Origin of the sequence: Streptomyces sp. NPDC013455 (assembly GCF_040632975.1) — a bacterium.
Classification (GTDB): domain Bacteria; phylum Actinomycetota; class Actinomycetes; order Streptomycetales; family Streptomycetaceae; genus Streptomyces.
On the sequence record NZ_JBEYCX010000012.1, the window covers coordinates 121,437 to 137,869 of the forward strand.

Sequence of the window (16,433 nt, forward strand, 5' to 3'; positions counted from 1 at the left end):
ACCTCTCCGTTTTCCCCGGGAAACGCGGGAAACAGCGCGGAGGCCCCGGAACGCGCCCCCGGGCGTCCGGTTCCGGGTGGCTTCGGCAGGCTGCCCTCACCCCCTCCAAGATCCATCGTAGGTTTCGAGACAAAAGAACGGCGGCGACGAGATGCGGCTGCGCGCACTGCTGGACACCGACGCGCTGGGCCTGCGGCTGCTCGGCGGCGAGGACGAGCTGGACCGCGCGGTACGCGGGGTCATGACCACCGACCTGCGGGACCCGAGCCGCTACCTCTCCGGCGGCGAACTGGTGCTGACGGGCCTGGCCTGGCGCCGGAACGCCGCCGACTCCGAGCCCTTCGTGCGGATCCTGGTGCAGGCCGGGGTCGCGGCCCTGGCGGCCGGCGAGGCCGAGCTGGGTGACGTGCCGGACGACCTGGTGCTGGCCTGCGCCAGGCACCGGCTGCCGCTGTTCGCGGTGCACGAGTCGGTGGCGTTCGCGACGATCACCGAGCACGTGGTCCGGCAGGTGTCCGGCGAGCGCGCCGGGGACCTGGCGGCGGTGGTGGACCGGCACCGCCGGATGATGACCTCGGGGCCCGCGGGCGGCGGCCCGGACGTGGTCCTGGACCTGCTCGGCACCGACCTGGACCTGCGGGCCTGGGTGCTCTCCCCCACCGGCCGGCTGATCGCGGGCTCCAAGGAGGCCGGCCCCGCGCTGCCCGCCGAGACCTGCACCCGGCTCGCCGCCGAGCACCTGGCGGCCGCCCGCACCGGCCGCCGCGGCCCGCACCGGCTGCTGCTGCACGGGGCCACGTACTCGCTCTTCCCGATCCGCTCCTCCGGCCGCTCCCCGCAGGGCTCCCGCGATGTGCGCGAGACGGTCCTGTCGGACTGGCTGCTGGCCGTGGAGGCGGACGCGGGCGACTGGCCCGAGGAGCGTCTGGACCTGCTCCAGGGCGTCACCCAGCTGATCGCCGTCGAGCGGGACCGCCGGGACGCGGCCCGCACGGTCCGGCGCCGGCTCGCCCAGGAGGTGCTGGAGCTGGTCCAGACGGGCGCCGCGCCCGCCGAGATCGCGGCCCGGCTGCGGGTCGCCGCGCCGGTGCTGCTGCCCGGCCTCGGGACGGCCCCGCACTGGCAGGTCGTCGTGGCCCGGGTCGAGTGGGACGGGGACGGGGTCGAGGGCGGCCCGGTCGCCCAGTCCCTGCTGGAGGAGGTGCTGGTCGACCCGCTGGCGACCGGCCCCGAGCCGCTGGACCGGATCGCCGTCGCGCACACCGGCGACGAGGCGATCGCCCTGGTCCCGCTGCCCGCGGTCTCCTCCGAACACGACGGCTCGGAGACCGGGCTGCTGGCCGACGCCCTGCTCCAGTCGGTCCGCGAGCCGCTGTCGGCGGGCCTGGACGGCGACGGGCGGCTCACCCTCGGCGTCAGCGCGGCCGTTCACTCGGCGGAGGGCCTGCGCGGCGCCCTGGAGGAGGCCCGGCACGCCCGCCGGGTGGCCGCCGCCCGGCCCGGCCGGGTCTGCGCGGCCGGCCACCAGGAGCTGGCCAGCCACGTCCTGCTGCTCCCCTTCGTGCCGGACGATGTCCGCCGCGCCTTCACGGCCCGCCTGCTGGACCCGCTGAAGGACTACGACCGCCGGCACCGGGCCGAGCTGATCCCGACCCTGGAGGCGTTCCTCGACAGCGACGGCTCCTGGACCCGCTGCGCCACCCGGCTCCACCTGCACGTCAACACGCTGCGCTACCGGGTGGGCCGGATCGAGCAGTTGACGGGACGGGACCTCTCGCGGCTCGAGGACAAGCTCGACTTCTTCCTCGCGCTGCGCATGAGCTGAGGTCGCCGGGGGCGTGCGGGGGCGAAACCCGGTCACGCCCGCACCCCACTACTTTGTGAAATCTTTCACCCACCCTCTTGGCCGGGCCCCGGGATTGGTGCTGGAATGCCGCCACCACTCAACAGCTCGATGGCGTGCTCGGGGAGGGCAACGTGGCGCATACCGCCATGTCTGGTAACGGAACCACCGGTGACGATCCGCTCCAGACCGCGGTATGGCGGTTGCGCAGCCGAGCCTGCTGGGCCGACGCGGCGGCCCTGCTGCCGGCCGACCGGCCCGCCCCGGCGTTGCAGCGGGCCGCCCTGCTGGTCGAACGGTGCCTGTACACCGAGCGCGGCTGGGAGGAGGCGGAGGACGCCCTGCGGACGGCGGAGGCGCTGGCGCACAGCGACGAGGAGCGGGGCGCGGCGGCCTGCGAGCGCGGCCAGCTCGCCTACGCGGCCACGCTGCACGGCGTACGGGACCGGGCCGACGAGGCGCGGGCCGCGCTGGGCCGGGCGGCGGCGCTGATCCCGCCCGGGGCCGCGGGCAGGGCCCTGCTGGACTTCCGCCGGGGCCTGCTCGCGGAGAACCTGACCCGCTCCCCGCAGGGGGCTCGCGCCGCGTACCGCCGGGCCCACGCGGGCGCCGCCGGCCACGCCGACCTCCTGCTGCTCTCCTTCACCTGGCGCCACCTGGCCGGACTCGCCCTGCGGGACGGCGAGGTGGCCGAGGCGCGGCGGGGCTTCGCCGAATCCCTGCGGATCCGGGAGGAGTTGGGCTACCTGGTGGGCACGGCCCCGGCGCTGGTGTCCCTGGCCGACACGGAGGAGGAGCCCGAGGCGTCCCGGCTGCGGGAGGAGGCCCGCCGCCTGTTCCGGCTGCTGGGGGGCGTACCCACCTGGCTGGCCCGCCAGCTGGCACCACCGGCTCCGGGGGCGGCGACGGCGTAGGGGGGCCGGCGGCAGGGGCGTGCAGGTGGGTCCAGGGGTCGCCGCCGGGGGCGGGGGCGTGCGAGGAGGTGGCCCCGGGGGTCGCCGCCGGGGGCGGGGGGCGTGCGGGGAGGTGGCCCCGGGGGTCGCCGTCCGGGGCGGGCTCGTCGTGGCCGGTCGCGCGGTTCCCCGCGCGCCGTGCGGGGCACGCCCGCCGCGCCCGGGAGGCGGCCCGTGTCGTGACGGTGGTGTCGCGGGGCGGCTCAGGCGGTGTCGATGAGGTGCTTCTCCACCAGGCGCCGCACGGCCTCCGCGTCCCCGGCGGCCAGCGCGTCCAGCAGGGCCGTGTGCTCCGCCGCGTCGGCGATCAGCTCGCTCCGGCCGCTTTGCACCGCGGTCCCCTGCGACCGCCGGTGCAGGTCCTCGGCGATCCGGACCAGCTGAGCGTTGCCGGCGAGTCCGAGCAGCGCCCGGTGGAAGGCACGGTCGGACTCCGCGTACGCCGCCGGGCAGCCGGTGGCGGCCGCGCGCACCGTCTCCTCCGCGAGCGGCCGCAGTTCGGCCCACCGCTCGGCCGGCACGGTACGGGCGAGCCGCAGCATCACCGGCACCTCGATGAGCGCGCGCACCTCCGCCAGCTCGGCCAGCTCCCGCGCCCCCCGTTCCAGCACCCGGAAGCCGCGGTTGGGCACCACCTCGACGGCACCCTCCGACGCGAGCTGCTGCATGGCTTCGCGCACGGGCGTGGCCGAGACGCCGAAGCGCTCGCCGAGCACTGGGGCCGAGTGGACCTCGCCCGGCTTCAGCTCGCCGGTGGCCAGCGCCGTGCGCAGGGCGTCCAGGATCTGCCCGCGCACCGACGAGCGCCGCACCGCGGCACGCGGCGCGGCGAGCGGCCGTTCCCCGTGGGTGTGCTCGCCGCGCGCCGCGCCCGGCACCGCGGCGTCCCGCTCCCGGCCGGGCGAGGCGTCCGCCGGGCGCTGCTGCGCCGGCACCCGGGCGGCGACCTGCGCACCCGCGGAGCCCTGCACGCCCTGCTTCACGGGTCCTCCTGGCGGCTTGTCGGTACTTGGGGTCATTAACGACGGGTTGTCGCTTGTCCGTCAAGCACCTTAGGCGCACCGGGCGACAGTTCAAACTCCTTCGAGGACGGGTAAGGTAAGGCTTACCTGTGCAACCCAGTCCGCGATCAGGACGCGTCCAAGGATCGGTGGTTCCGCCATGCCCGCTGCGGCCTCGCCGCTCACCGCCGCGTACGACCGCCTCGCCGCGGCCTTCCCGGGACTGTCCGTGACCGAGCTGGGCCCGGACGACCCGGCGCCCCGGGGCGGCGGCTGGGTCGGCGCCGCCGGGCTCGCGGCCGGCGGCGCGGAGCTGGACGCCTTCCTGGCCTGGGACGCGGCCCAGGTGGTGCGGGACTACGGCCGGCCGGCGCGTCCGGACGTGGTCGCGAGCTTCGGCCTGCACCGCTACGCCTGGTCCGCCTGCCTGCTGATCACCGTCCCGTGGTTCCTGCACCGCAGGGTGCCCCGGTTGCCCGTGACGCACGTCTCGTACGACCGCGCGGCCGGCCGGATGGCCGTGCGCCGCCCGGGAACGGTCGCCCTGCTGCCGGGCGACCCCGCCGCCGCGCTGCCCGGCACCGTCGTCGTGGCGGACGAGGAGGCCCTGCGCGCCGAGGTGCGAGCGGCCGTGGCCGAGCACCTGGAGCCGGTACTGGCCGCCTTCGGGCCCCGGATGCGGCGGCGGGGGCGCGCGCTGTGGGGCATGGCGACCGACGAGGTCGTGGAGGGGCTGTGGTACGTCGCGGGGCTGCTCGGCGAGCGGGAGGCCGCGCGGGCCGTACGGGAGCTGGAGCTGCTGCTGCCGGGGGCGACCCTGCCGTACGCCGGGTCCGCCGGGTTCCGGGTGCTGGCCGGTCCGGACGGCGCGCCGGTCGCCACCCGGGACCGGGCGAGCTGCTGCATGTTCTACACCGTTCGCCCGCAGGACACCTGTGCGACGTGTCCGCGCACCTGCGACCGTGCGCGCGTCGCCAAACTCACCGCCGCGTCCGCGGCTTGACGGACGGTCAGGTCCGTAGCGCGGTCGCGCGTCCACTAGGATCGCCGCCGGACCGTCCGCCTGTTCACAAGGTCCTCACCCGTCGCGGGAACTTTCCGCGGAACCACCCGTACGGGTAGTCTTATTCGAACTCAACTCCCGCCCCTCACGCGGCAGTTCGAGCAGAACGCCGCCCTGGGCATCCCCTTGCACCTTATTGGCGGCCTCTTGCCCCGAAACCCCCTGAGGGCCGTCGGGAGTGGGCCACTATGGCGGGCGTTACGCCCTATCCCAATGCAAGGGACCCCTGATGAGACTGACCGACATATCGCTGAACTGGCTGCTTCCCGGCGCCGTACTGCTCCTGGGCATGCTGGCGGCGGTGGCGGTGCTCGCGCGCGGAAAGCGCTCCTCCGGGGAGAACGCGAGCGCGGACGACTCCTGGGAGCGCAGCGAGGAGCGCCGCAGGCGCAAGGAGGCCATCTACGGCACGGTCTCCTATGTGCTCCTGTTCTGCTGTGCGGCGGTGGCGGCGGCCCTGTCCTTCCACGGCCTCGTCGGATTCGGTGAACAGAACCTCGGGCTGACCGACGGCTGGCAGTACCTGGTGCCGTTCGGCCTGGACGGCGCGGCGATGTTCTGTTCCGTCCTGGCGGTGCGCGAGGCCAGCCACGGTGACGCGGCCCTCGGCTCCCGGATACTGGTATGGCTGTTCGCCGCGGCCGCGGCCTGGTTCAACTGGGTGCACGCGCCGCGCGGCGCGGGGCACGCCGGTGCTCCGCAGTTCTTCTCCGGCATGTCGCTGTCGGCGGCGGTGCTGTTCGACCGGGCGCTGAAGCAGACCCGCCGGGCCGCGCTGCGCGAGCAGGGCCTGGTGCCGCGCCCGCTGCCGCAGATCCGGATCGTCCGCTGGGCGCGGGCCCCGCGCGAGACCTACAAGGCGTGGTCGCTGATGCTCCTGGAGAACGTGCGCAGCCTCGACGAGGCGGTCGAGGAGGTCCGCGAGGACAAGCGGCAGAAGGAGGAGGCCCGGCAGCGGCGGCGCGACCAGCAGCGGGTGGAGCGCGCCCAGCTCAAGGCGATCAGCCGGGGCCACCGCGGCTTCGTCGGCCGGGGTGCCGGCCGGGAGGTCGAGGTACAGGTGGAGCGCGGACCCGCGCCGGCGACCGCGGAGCCTGCCATATCGACCGCGGAGCAGCTGCCCGTTCGCGCTCGGCCCTCCCTTCAGCCGGTCCGCGGCAAAGCTGAGCCGGTGACCGTCGACCTCACCGCGGAGGACGACACCATGGCCCTGCCTCGCCTGGACTCCCTGGAGCGCAAGCTCAAGGACCTGGAGCAGCAGTTCGGCTGACGAGCGGCACCGCGGCGGGACCGCTGGAACGGGGCGGGGGCGTGACCGGACGGGTCACGCCCCCGCCCCGTCACCGCTCCCCCTCAAGCCGCCTCGGCGTCGAGTTCGAACCACACCGACTTGCCCACCCCGTGCCGCCGTACGCCCCAGGCGTCGGCGAGGGACTGCACCAGCACCAGGCCCCGGCCATGGGTGTCCTCGTCCGTGCCCGGTGCCCGCACCTCGGGTCTGCGGGCGACGAAGTCCCGTACTTCCACGCGCAGTCCGCCGGGGACCACGACCGCCGTGAGGACGGCGTCGTCGTCGGTGTGGACGAGCGCGTTGGTGACGAGTTCGCTGGTGAGCAGTTCGGCGATCTCCGAGCGGCCGGGTTTGCCCCAGTGCCGCAGCAGTTCGCGCAGCTCCCGGCGGGCCTCCGGTACCGCCCTGAGGTCCGCCCTGCCGAGTCTGCGCCTCAGCCGCCGCGCGTGTTCCGTGATGGTGTCGGCCTCTTCCCCCGTCTTCGCCGAGGAGGCCCCGATGGTCACGGGACCGCCCCCTCGCGCCTGCCTCTTCATGACCCCCGCCCGCACGCCGCTGGACCCTGCCCCTCCTGGTCGAACACGTTCACGGGGGGATGCTTGCCCAACGGGCTCCGGGGCAGTCCTGCCGTGTGCCCGATGGCCGGTGGTTCGGCCACGGCCCCGGGGCACCGGGGCAGGGGCCGGGAACCCGTCGTCCCCCGAGGTGTGGGTGCCCGGCCCGCCGCTGGACACAACTGACGCCCCGTGGGGGCGGCGCAGCTGCGTCCGGCACGCGCGGTCGGCATACCGTCACGGGTCGTGAAAGTGGCCGAAAGTCACTCCCCGATGACGAGCGTGTGACGCGTCCACGGGGCCTAGCCGGCCTCGACGCCCTTCGTCCCGATGTGGAAGATCTTCTTGCTGCCGCGGGTCATGTCGACGACGAGCTTGGTGGTCTTCCCGTCACCCCACGTCAGCGTGATGCCGGCCTCGGTGTAGTCGGCGGTGCCGTTGTCCGTCACCCGCCAGGCGACCGGGACGTTCTGGGCGCGCAGGACGCCGTCGGCGTGGTGGCTGTCCTCCCAGGCCTTCAGCTTCTTCAGGTAGGACGCGTCGATGTAGTGCTTGCGCAGCTCGGTGGCGAGCCGGCCGCCGTCCGGGGCGTGCTGCGCGTCGATGTAGGCGCCGTAGAAGTCGGCGATCCGCGTGATCGGGTCCGTCGGCTTCCCGCCGATCGTGCGCGGTCCGCCGGCGGTCGCCTGGGCGGTGGCGCCGAGCCCGAGGGCCAGGGCGAGTGCGGCGGTGAGGGCGGCGCGGCGCGTACGGATGCGGCGGTGCCCGGTCGTGTCGGTCATGTGCGTTTCCCCGTTTCCGGCGAGTGGTTGGTCGGTCGTGCCCCATGAGCATCGGCACTCCCCGGCAACGCCCGCAACGTTCACCGGCCCTGGAACCATCCCACCCTTCCTGACGTGCAGATACAGGGATGCCTGGGACGCGTGTCCCGGGTGGGACGACGATACGGGGGCGGGGGAACGGTGTCGGCCGAGGAGGACCGGCGCGGCGGAGACGTCGCGGAGTTCGCGGCGCTGCTGCGGGAGCTGAAGGACCGGACGGGGCGCAGCTACGGCTCGCTGGCCCGGCGCGTGCACATGAACACCTCGACCCTGCACCGCTACTGCGCGGGCGAGGCGGTGCCGCAGGACTTCGCACCCGTGGAGCGTCTCGCCGCGTTCTGCGGCGCCACCGAGGAGGAGCGCCTGGACCTCCACCGCCGCTGGCTCCGCGCACTGGCGTCCCGGCAACGACCGCGCACGCCGGGTACGGCAGCCGCAGCGAGCACGGCGGACACGGCGGTCGGGGGGCCGGCCGAGAACGGGGGCGCGCCGGACGCAAGCGCGGACGTACGGGCCGGGAGCGCGCGGGCCGGGAGCGCGCGGGCCGGGAGCGCGGGGGCGCGGGCGGAGAGCGGGGGCGCGCCGATCGAAAGGCCGGAGGGCGTGCGGGCCGAGGGTGCGGGGGTGCGAGCCGAGGGTGCCGGAGCGGCGGACACCGGTGCCGGGCCGTCCGCGCGCCGGTCCCGGTACCAGGGCCGGCGGACCCTGGCCGTCGGTGTGGCGGCCGTGCTGACGATGACGCTCGGCGGGGTGTCGGCGGCCCTGTACTCCGAGAGGGACCCGTCGGCCCCGGGCCCCTCCGCCCCGGGCCGGTCCGCGACGGCCGGGGCGGGGATCCGGGCGGCCCCGGACGGCCGGCCGACCTCACCACCCGGCCGTCCCGCGGCTACCCCCGGCACCTCCCCCTCGTCCCCCTCGTCTCCCTCGTCCCCCTCGTCTCCCTCGTCCTCCTCCCCACCCCGTGGCTCCGCCCCGGCCTCTCCGGGCGGCCCCCCGGCGGTCCCCCGCGACGGTGAACCGGCGCCGGCCGCCGCCCCGTTCACCTGGACCACCGATGACCAGGTCTGGGAACTGGGCTGCGACCACGACTACGTCCTCGCCGGGGAGCCGGACAGCGTGCCCCCGCCCCCGGCCCCCCAGGACGCCGGTGTCTGGGCGGCGGCCCAGGGCGCGGTACACGGGAACGAGACCGAGGTCCGGATCACGGTGCAGGGCACGTCCGACACCGCCGTCGTCCTGGAGGCGCTGCGGGTGCGGGTCGTCGGGCGCGCGGCACCCGTACGGGGCAACGCCTACTCCATGGCCCAGGGGTGCGGTGGCGACATGAGTCCCCGCCACTTCACCGTCGACCTGGACAAGGACCGCCCGATCGCGCACCCGGCCCCCGCCTCGGAGCGGGGCACGCGGCGGCCCGTCGAGCCGCCGCCCTACCGCGTCTCCGCCAAGGACCCGGAGGAGCTGCTGGTCAAGGCGCGTACCGGCGCCTGCGACTGCCGCTGGTACCTGGAGCTTGACTGGTCCGCCGAGGGCCGCACCGGAACCGTCCGCGTCGACGACCACGGCCGGCCCTTCCGGACCAGCGCCGCCGAGGGCCTGCCGCGCTACTGGTACGGCTCCGACGGGGGCCGGCGCGGGTGGGTACCGCTGACGGACTGAGCCCGCCGCGCGGGGGCGCTCTAGGGGCGCGGCACGTTGCGCAGGTTCGAGCGGGCCATCTGGAGCATCCGGCCCACCCCGCCGTCCAGCACGATCTTGGAGGCCGACAGGGCGAACCCGGTGACCATCTCGGCGCTGATCTTCGGCGGGATCGACAAGGCGTTGGGGTCGGTGACGACGTCGACCAGTGCCGGCCCCTTGTGCCGGAAGGCGTCCTTGAGCGCCCCGGCGAGCTGCTTGGGCTTCTCCACCCGCACGCCGTGGGCGCCGCACGCCCGGGCGACGGCGGCGAAGTCGGGATTGGTGTTGGCGGTGCCGTACGAGGGCAGTCCCGCGACCAGCATCTCCAGCTCCACCATGCCGAGCGAGGAGTTGTTGAACAGCACCACCTTGACCGGCAGGTCGTACTGCACGAGCGTCAGGAAGTCGCCCATCAGCATGGAGAACCCGCCGTCACCGGACATGGCGACCACCTGCCGCCGGCGGTCGGTGAACTGGGCGCCGATCGCCATCGGCAACGCGCTCGCCATCGACCCGTGGGAGAACGAACCGATGATCCTGCGACGGCCGTTGGGCGAGACGTACCGGGCGGCCCACACATTGCACATCCCGGTGTCCACCGTGAACACGGCGTCGCCGTCGGCGACCTCGTCCAGTACGGCGGCCACGTACTCGGGGTGGATCGGGACGTGCTTGTCGACCTTCCGGGTGTACGCCTTGACCACGCCCTCCAGCGCGTCCGCGTGTTTCTTCAGCATCCGGTCGAGGAAGCGCCGGTCGGTCTTCTCCTTGACGCGCGGGATCAGACAGCGCAGCGTCTCGCGCACATCGCCCCAAACGGCGAGGTCCAGCCGGGAGCGGCGGCCGAGCACCTCGGGCCGTACGTCGACCTGGGCGATGCGCACGTCGTCGGGCAGGAACGCGTTGTACGGGAAGTCGGTGCCGAGCAGGATCAGCAGATCGCACTCGTGGGTGGCCTCGTAGGCGGCGCCGTAGCCCAGCAGGCCGCTCATGCCGACGTCGTACGGATTGTCGTACTGGATGAACTCCTTGCCTCTGAGCGCGTGTCCGACCGGCGACTTGATCTTCCCCGCGAACTCCATCACCTCTGCGTGGGCCCGGGCCGTGCCGCTGCCGCAGAACAGGGTGACCTTGCCGGCCGCGTCGATCATCTCCGCGAGCCGGTCGATCTCGGCGTCGCCGGGACGGACCGTGGGCCGGGAGGTGACCAGGGCGCTCCGCGCGGACTTCTCGGGGGCCGGTTCAGCGGCGATGTCACCCGGCAGGGACACCACGCTCACCCCGCTCCGGCCGACCGCGTGCTGGATGGCGGTCTGGAGCAGGCGGGGCATCTGCTTCGGGCTGGAGATCAGCTCGCAGTAGTGGCTGCACTCCTGGAACAGCCGGTCGGGGTGGGTCTCCTGGAAGTAGCCGAGGCCGATCTCGCTCGACGGGATGTGCGAGGCGAGGGCGAGGACCGGGGCCATGGAGCGGTGGGCGTCGTACAGTCCGTTGATCAGGTGCAGGTTGCCCGGGCCGCAGGAGCCGGCGCACGCGGCCAGCCGCCCGGTGATCTGGGCCTCGGCGCCGGCCGCGAAGGCGGCGGTCTCCTCGTGGCGCACGTGGATCCAGTCGATGGCGGCGTTGCGGCGCACGGCGTCCACGATCGGGTTGAGGCTGTCGCCGACGACACCGTAGAGGCGGCGCACCCCGGCACGGACGAGGATGTCGACGAACTGCTCGGCGACGCTCTGTTTGGCCATGGCCCGCCTGCCCCTTCGCTGTCCCGGGATACGTCCTGCCGTTCCATCAATCCACAGGGACCGCGGTTACGCCTCCCACACGGCCGCCGCCGTACGGTCGTCGGCGTAGCCCTTCACCCGCACCTGGGCGTCGGCGAGGAAGGCGGCGAGGCCGGGCGGGGTGCGGCCGGACCAGCGGCGGGCCAGGTAGGCGCAGAGCGCGGCCTCGCCGCGCAGCGGTTCGGCGAGACCGGCCGTGCACATCACCAGGGCGTCACCCGGACGGGCTACCGAGGCACGGAACCGGAACGGGGCGCGGGGCGGTGCCGGGGCCGGACCCGGACCCGAGGCCGGTTCGAAGGGGCTCGGCGGGGCCGGGATGCCGAGGTCCATCGTGGGCCGGTCGCCCGCGGGCGTGCGCTCCGGCGGTGAGCCGAAGCCGACCACGGGGCCGCCCGCGGCGCCGTCGGCCGTCACCTGCGGCTCGATGTCCTGCCAGGCGCCGTCCCGCAGCCGGAACAGCCCGCCGTCGCCGACGCCGAAGAAGACGCGGGTACGGCAGTCCGGGTCGGCGGGCAGCAGCAGACAGCGCAGGCCCACCGTGTACTCCTCGGGGTCGACGCCCTGTTCGGCGGCGCTCGCCCGGAGCCTGCCGAGGCTGCGGTCGGTGAGCCGGTGCAGCCCCGACTTCAGGTCGCCGCGCCGGGCCGCCCGGATGTCCTCCACGAGCCGCTGGTGGCTGCGGCCGACCGCCTGTCCGATCCACCGGCACGCCTCCGCGGCCGCCAGGTGCGCACCCGGTGCGGCCCGCGCGCCGGTCGCCATGGCGACGAGCACCAGCGCCTGTCCACCCGTCCCGAACCGCGCGGTGAGCAGAGCGTCCCGGCGCGGCTCGCCCCGGTAGCGCGCCGAGTCCCCGCGCAGCGACACGGCCCGCAGCGTGCACGCCCCGTACCGGGCGCCGTCCAGCACGGTGTCCGGTACCAGCTCGGCCAGCCCGTCCGGATCGGCGAGGGGAAGCGCGGTGGGTTCCGGGTCGTAGGTGGGAGGACCGGAGCCGACGTAGTCGACGGAGGCGGGGACCGGGCCCGACGGGAGGCGGTCGGCGACGTGGTCGACGGAGGCGGGGACCGGCTCCGACGGGAGGCGGTCGGCGGCCGGAGCGGGTGGAGAGGGCGCAGACGGCTCGGCGGGCGGGCCCGTCGGCGGAGGCGGGCCTTGCGGCGTCACCGGCGCGGTGCGCTGCGCCGGCACCGCCGGCTGCACGGGGGCGGGTGGCGCGGGGGCCCGTTGCCCGGGGACCGTGTCCGCGCGGGCCGGCTCCACCGGAACCGTGTCCGCGCCGGCCACCCTCACGGGTTCCGCGTCCACGGGAGCCGCATCCCCGGGTGACCCGTCCGCCGGGGCCGCGCCCCCGGCCGGCGCCTCCACGGGAGCCGCCCCCATGGGGGACGCGTGCACGGGTGGGGCCGGGGCCCGTGCCGGTGGGACCGCCGGCCGTCCTGCCACCGTGTTCCGCGCCGAGGCGAAGCGGTCGTCCAGGGAATCGGCCGCCGCCGTGGAACCCGTGTCCTGGGCGGAGTCGTCGTACAGCTGCCCCCACCAGTCGTCCTCGGGACGGGCGGGCGTTCCCCCCTGCTGGCTCATGTCCCTGATTGTCCACCGCACGGGCCGGATGAAAACGGGGCATCGGGAAAATTCGACGCGTCGGGACCCGCCGAAGGGCGTTTCGAGTGAGGGGCTGAACAGGCGTACGACAACCGGCGCGAGCGGAACCGCACAGCCCGGCGGGGGCCTCAGGACCGTGCGGCGGCCGGAGCGGCCGGCCGGGATGACGACCCGGGTGCGGCCGGGCCGTGGGAGCGGGGAGCGGGGCCGGGCGGCCCGGGAAGGTCCCGGCCGACCGGCGGCTCCTCGACACGCTGGGCCGGCCGCCGGGGCCCGGCCGGACGCGGTGCCGCGGGGATGAGCAGCCTGCGGGACAGCGAGCGGCGGACCGTGTCGGCCACGGCGGTCATGCCGGCGTCGTTGAAGTGCAGGTGGTCGCCGGGGTCGTAGGCGGGCAGGATGCGGGTGGGATCGGCCGGGTCGCGGACGGCGGCGTCCGCGTCGGCGACCGCGTCGAAGGCGCCGCCGGTGCGAATGAAGGCGTTCACCCGCTGCCGTACCGACTCCCGGGCTGCGGTCCAGGCGCCGTAGCCGCCGTACGGGGTGAGGGTGACGCCGACGACCCGGATGCCGCGGGCGTGGGCGCGGGCCACGAGGGTGCGGTAGGCGTCCGCGTAGGCGGTGACGTCGCCGGCCTCCGGGGTGCCCTTGATGTCGTTGATGCCCTCGAAGACGACCAGGGCCCGTACCCCGGCCCGGTCCAGGGCGTCGGCGTCCAGCCGGGCCAGGGCGCTCGGTCCGGTGCCGTCGCGCAGCAGCCGGTTGCCGGCGATACCGGCGTTGAGGACGCCGACCCGGTACCAGCGCAGCCGCTGGGCGAGCCGGTCGGGCCAGCGGTGGTTGGCGTCGGGGGTGGAGCCGTTGCCGTCGGTGAGCGAGTCCCCGAACGCGACGACGCTGCCCGAGGCGGTCCCCCGGACGTCGACCCCGACGACGTAGTACCAGCGGCTGGTCGTCGCCGTGTAGGCGGCGCCGTCCTCGTCGTCGGCCCGGCCGGCGCCGGACGGGGCCAGGTAGCTGGTCTGGAGCGCGGTGCGGTGGTACGTGGCGGGCCCGGAGTCGCCCGGGGTGTACACGGTGACGAGCAGGTCGGCGGCGGCCGGCACGGGCAGCGGCACGGGGTCGGTGACCACGTCCGCGCCGGGCGGGACGGTCACCTCGGCGGCGCCGCTGAAAGTGGCGGTGCGCAGGGTGCCGGGCACGGCGTCGGGGCCGGCCGCGCGGCGCAGCGCGACGGTGACCGCGCCGAGGCGCAGGGGCCTGGTGCCGAGCCGGTTGCTGAGCCGGACGCGGACGGCGAGGCCGCCGACGCTGAGATGGACGACGTTGCGGACGGCTGCGCCGGGCAGCGCGGCGGCGGCACCGGAGGGCGCGGTCTCCCAGCTGCCGGTCCAGAGCAGCGGGGCCGGTTCGGCGACGGCCGGTGCGGTGAGGGCCGGCAGCAGTGCCGGCAGGAGGACCGCGAGGACCCGTACGACCGTGGCCATGTGTGCCCGCCCTTCCCCACGCGGCTCGTCGGAGGCGACCGTGCCACACGGCCGGGCCACGCCGCCGCAGCATCGGCCACGGTCCACCCGCCCGGCCCAACGCGCCACGGACGCAGGACCGACCCGGCCACCCGGCCCCGACCCCGGCCACCCGACGCCGACCCCGGCCACCCGACCCCGGCCACCCGACGCCGACCCCGACCGCCCGGCCCCGACCCGGCCAGGCGGCCCGGCACCGGTCGGGCGGCCCGGCACCGGTCGGGCCCCGGCCGTGGGGGCACCTGGCGCCTCAGTGGAGCGCGCCCTCCAGGGTGAGCAGCCGGACCTTGCGCTCGACTCCCCCCGCGTACCCGGTCATCGCCCCCTTGGCGCCGATCACACGATGGCAAGGGCGCACGACCAGCAAGGGGTTGGCGCCGATGGCGCCGCCGACCGCGCGAACGGCCGCGCGGGGCGCGCCGATCCGGGCCGCGATCTCGCCGTACGTGGCGGTGGCGCCGTACGGCACCTCGTCCAGCGCGGCCCACACCCGGTGCCGGAACTCCGTACCGGTCGGGCGCAACGGCAGCCGGAATTCCTTGAGTTCGCCGGCGAAGTAGGCGGCGAGCTGCTCGGCGGCGGCGCGGAACGGCCCGGGGTCGTGCCGCCAGCCGTCCTGCACGGTCCGTCCGCCCTTCTGCCCGGGCACGGAGAGCGAGGTGAGCGCCCCGTCCGGGTCGGCGGTGAGCAGCAGCGGCCCGACGGGGGCGTCCAGGCGGGTGAAGTACACGTTCGTCATCGGTTCGTCTCTCCTGCCACACGCAGATGCTGGACGGCGTACGACCGCCAGGGCCGCCAGGTGTCGGGGACGTCGGCACCGGGCGGGGCGACGTCCGGGTCGCCCAGGGCGCGGACGCGGACCGTGGCGACGGTGGCCGGGTCCATGCCGGGCAGGGCGAGCAGGGCCTGCTCGGCGTCGTACCGGTCGGCGCCCGCGTCCAGCCGCACCCTGCCGTCGGCGAGGGCGGCGGCGAGCGCGCCGAGCGGGCCGCCGGGCTCGGCCTCGGCGAGGACGGCGGGCTCCGGGAAGAGGTGGGTGAGGCCGCCGTGGGGCGCGTCGATCAGCTTGCCGTACCGGTGGACCAGCCGCTCCGCCCCCTCGCGCCCCACCAGGGCGTGTACGGCGGCTTCGAGGGGGTCCACCGCGCCCGGCGAGCGCAGCCCGGGCCGGGCGGCGACCAGCGGGGCGAGCCGGGGGTCGGCGCCGAGCCGCTCGTCGACGGCGTACGGGTCGGCGTCGAGGTCGAACAGCCGGCGCAGCCGCTGCACGGCGGTGGTGAGGTCGCGGGGGTCGGTCAGGTGCAGCCGGGCGTCGAGCCAGCCGCCCGGGTGGGTTCCGGTGCCGGCCCGCGGGCAGCGGGTGCGCTCCTGGACGGCGGCGAGCGCGGTGCCGTACGGCAGTCGCAGGGTGCGCCGGTAGGTGCGGGTGCCCGGGGTGCCGGTCACCTCCTCGACGCCCGGTACGGCCTCCCGCGCGAGCTGGTCGAACAGGGGGCCGGCCTGGTAGGGGCCGCGGTGGGCGAGCCGGAGCGGGATGCCGGTGCCGGGCGCGGCCCGGCGGGCCGCCCGGCCCCGGGGGGCGGCGGCCCGTACCTCGGTCGGGGTCGCCGCGTACACCTCCCGGATGGTGTCGTTGAACTGCCGCACGCTGGCGAAGCCGGACGCGAACGCGATCTCGGTGACCGGCAGGTCGGTGGTCTGGAGCAGGACGCGCGCGGTGTGCGCACGCTGGGCCCGGGCGAGTGCCACGGGCCCCGCGCCCAGCTCGGTGGTGAGCTGCCGCTGCACCTGCCGTGCGCTGTAGCCGAGCCGCGCGGCGAGCCCGGCGACGCCCTCGCGGTCCACGACGCCGTCGGCGATGAGCCGCATGGCCCGGCCGACGACGTCCGCGCGGACGTTCCACTCCGCGGACCCCGGTACGGCGTCCGGCCGGCACCGCCGGCAGGCCCGGAACCCGGAGCCCTGCGCGGCGGCGGCCGTCGCGAAGAACCGCACGTTGTGCCGCTTCGGTGTCACGGCCGGGCAGCTCGGGCGGCAGTAGATCCCGGTGGTCGCGACGGCGAAGAAGAACACGCCGTCGAACCGCCCGTCCCGGCTGCGCACCGCCTCGTACCTGCTGTCCTCGTCCTTCACACGGTCCAGTGTGGGACGCGGGTCCGGGGCCGGGCCAGCGGAAATCGGACATGACGCTGGCGGCGGCCCCGGCGGGCGGTTCGCACCCGCCCCCGAACCCGGCCGGTGATCCGCGCCCGCCGCCGAACCTCAGCCGGCGATCCGCACCCGCCCCCCGAGCCCCGGCCGCGGCGAGCCACATG

General features: G+C 75.8%; 13 protein-coding genes. 5 read left to right on the top strand and 8 right to left on the bottom strand.

What is annotated here, in order from left to right; genetic code table 11:
• The first annotated feature begins 151 nt into the window (after window positions 1-151).
• Together ABZ576_RS20635 and ABZ576_RS20640 are read left to right on the top strand one after the other, a co-directional pair.
• Complete coding sequence (locus ABZ576_RS20635; protein ID WP_360742401.1) at window positions 152-1,825, top strand: PucR family transcriptional regulator ligand-binding domain-containing protein; 1,674 nt, start codon at window positions 152-154, stop codon at window positions 1,823-1,825.
• Between the two features lie 167 nt (window positions 1,826-1,992).
• Window positions 1,993-2,757, top strand: a complete 765-nt coding sequence (locus ABZ576_RS20640; protein ID WP_360742404.1) for a hypothetical protein — start codon at window positions 1,993-1,995, stop codon at window positions 2,755-2,757.
• A gap of 242 nt (window positions 2,758-2,999) precedes the next feature.
• Here the strand turns inward: ABZ576_RS20640 and ABZ576_RS20645 are convergent, their stop codons facing one another.
• Window positions 3,000-3,779: a GntR family transcriptional regulator gene (locus ABZ576_RS20645; protein ID WP_360742407.1), complete on the bottom strand. Its 780-nt coding sequence runs from the start codon at window positions 3,777-3,779 to the stop codon at window positions 3,000-3,002.
• A gap of 178 nt (window positions 3,780-3,957) precedes the next feature.
• On the opposite strand from ABZ576_RS20645, the gene ABZ576_RS20650 reads away from it, so the two are divergent.
• A complete protein-coding gene (locus tag ABZ576_RS20650) occupies window positions 3,958-4,800 on the top strand; it encodes a (2Fe-2S)-binding protein (RefSeq protein WP_360742411.1) in 843 nt (280 codons plus the stop codon).
• A 289-nt stretch (window positions 4,801-5,089) separates the two neighbouring features.
• Window positions 5,090-6,130, top strand: coding sequence for a DUF2637 domain-containing protein (locus tag ABZ576_RS20655; RefSeq protein ID WP_360742414.1), 1,041 nt, complete (start codon window positions 5,090-5,092; stop codon window positions 6,128-6,130).
• An 83-nt stretch (window positions 6,131-6,213) separates the two neighbouring features.
• On the opposite strand, the gene ABZ576_RS20660 is transcribed toward ABZ576_RS20655, so the two are convergent.
• The gene (locus ABZ576_RS20660) at window positions 6,214-6,657 is read right to left on the bottom strand and encodes an ATP-binding protein (RefSeq protein WP_360742417.1); all 444 of its coding nucleotides are present in this window, start codon (window positions 6,655-6,657) and stop codon (window positions 6,214-6,216) included.
• 350 nt (window positions 6,658-7,007) lie between these two features.
• A complete protein-coding gene (locus tag ABZ576_RS20665; RefSeq protein WP_360742420.1) occupies window positions 7,008-7,487 on the bottom strand; it encodes a hypothetical protein in 480 nt (159 codons plus the stop codon).
• 114 nt (window positions 7,488-7,601) lie between these two features.
• Between ABZ576_RS20665 and ABZ576_RS20670 the strand changes: the two genes are divergently transcribed.
• A complete protein-coding gene (locus tag ABZ576_RS20670; protein WP_360742423.1) occupies window positions 7,602-9,182 on the top strand; it encodes a helix-turn-helix transcriptional regulator in 1,581 nt (526 codons plus the stop codon).
• Window positions 9,183-9,202: 20 nt separating this feature from the next.
• Here the strand turns inward: ABZ576_RS20670 and ABZ576_RS20675 are convergent, their stop codons facing one another.
• The 5 genes from ABZ576_RS20675 to ABZ576_RS20695 form a co-directional block, all read right to left on the bottom strand.
• On the bottom strand, window positions 9,203-10,945 hold the full coding sequence (locus ABZ576_RS20675) for a pyruvate dehydrogenase (RefSeq protein WP_360742426.1): 1,743 nt from the start codon (window positions 10,943-10,945) through the stop codon (window positions 9,203-9,205).
• A gap of 66 nt (window positions 10,946-11,011) precedes the next feature.
• Entirely contained in the window at window positions 11,012-12,571 is a 1,560-nt protein-coding gene (locus tag ABZ576_RS20680; protein ID WP_360742429.1) for a protein phosphatase 2C domain-containing protein, read from the bottom strand.
• A gap of 149 nt (window positions 12,572-12,720) precedes the next feature.
• Window positions 12,721-14,079, bottom strand: coding sequence for an SGNH/GDSL hydrolase family protein (locus ABZ576_RS20685; RefSeq protein ID WP_360742432.1), 1,359 nt, complete (start codon window positions 14,077-14,079; stop codon window positions 12,721-12,723).
• 289 nt (window positions 14,080-14,368) lie between these two features.
• Complete coding sequence (locus ABZ576_RS20690; protein WP_360742435.1) at window positions 14,369-14,857, bottom strand: methylated-DNA--[protein]-cysteine S-methyltransferase; 489 nt, start codon at window positions 14,855-14,857, stop codon at window positions 14,369-14,371.
• Entirely contained in the window at window positions 14,854-16,251 is a 1,398-nt protein-coding gene (locus ABZ576_RS20695; RefSeq protein ID WP_360742438.1) for an AlkA N-terminal domain-containing protein, read from the bottom strand. Before ABZ576_RS20695 ends, ABZ576_RS20690 begins: the two co-directional genes overlap by 4 nt.
• Between the last annotated feature and the right edge of the window lie 182 nt (window positions 16,252-16,433).

Excerpts from the sequence above, each read along its gene's own strand:
- ABZ576_RS20635 (WP_360742401.1), top strand. The coding sequence starts at position 152 with ATGCGGCTGCGCGCACTGCTGGACACCGACGCGCTGGGCCTGCGGCTG.
- ABZ576_RS20640 (WP_360742404.1), top strand. The coding sequence starts at position 1,993 with ATGTCTGGTAACGGAACCACCGGTGACGATCCGCTCCAGACCGCGGTA.
- ABZ576_RS20650 (WP_360742411.1), top strand. The coding sequence starts at position 3,958 with ATGCCCGCTGCGGCCTCGCCGCTCACCGCCGCGTACGACCGCCTCGCC.
- ABZ576_RS20655 (WP_360742414.1), top strand. The coding sequence starts at position 5,090 with ATGAGACTGACCGACATATCGCTGAACTGGCTGCTTCCCGGCGCCGTA.
- ABZ576_RS20665 (WP_360742420.1), bottom strand. The coding sequence starts at position 7,487 with ATGACCGACACGACCGGGCACCGCCGCATCCGTACGCGCCGCGCCGCC.
- ABZ576_RS20675 (WP_360742426.1), bottom strand. The coding sequence starts at position 10,945 with ATGGCCAAACAGAGCGTCGCCGAGCAGTTCGTCGACATCCTCGTCCGT.
- ABZ576_RS20680 (WP_360742429.1), bottom strand. The coding sequence starts at position 12,571 with ATGAGCCAGCAGGGGGGAACGCCCGCCCGTCCCGAGGACGACTGGTGG.
- ABZ576_RS20685 (WP_360742432.1), bottom strand. The coding sequence starts at position 14,079 with ATGGCCACGGTCGTACGGGTCCTCGCGGTCCTCCTGCCGGCACTGCTG.
- ABZ576_RS20690 (WP_360742435.1), bottom strand. The coding sequence starts at position 14,857 with ATGACGAACGTGTACTTCACCCGCCTGGACGCCCCCGTCGGGCCGCTG.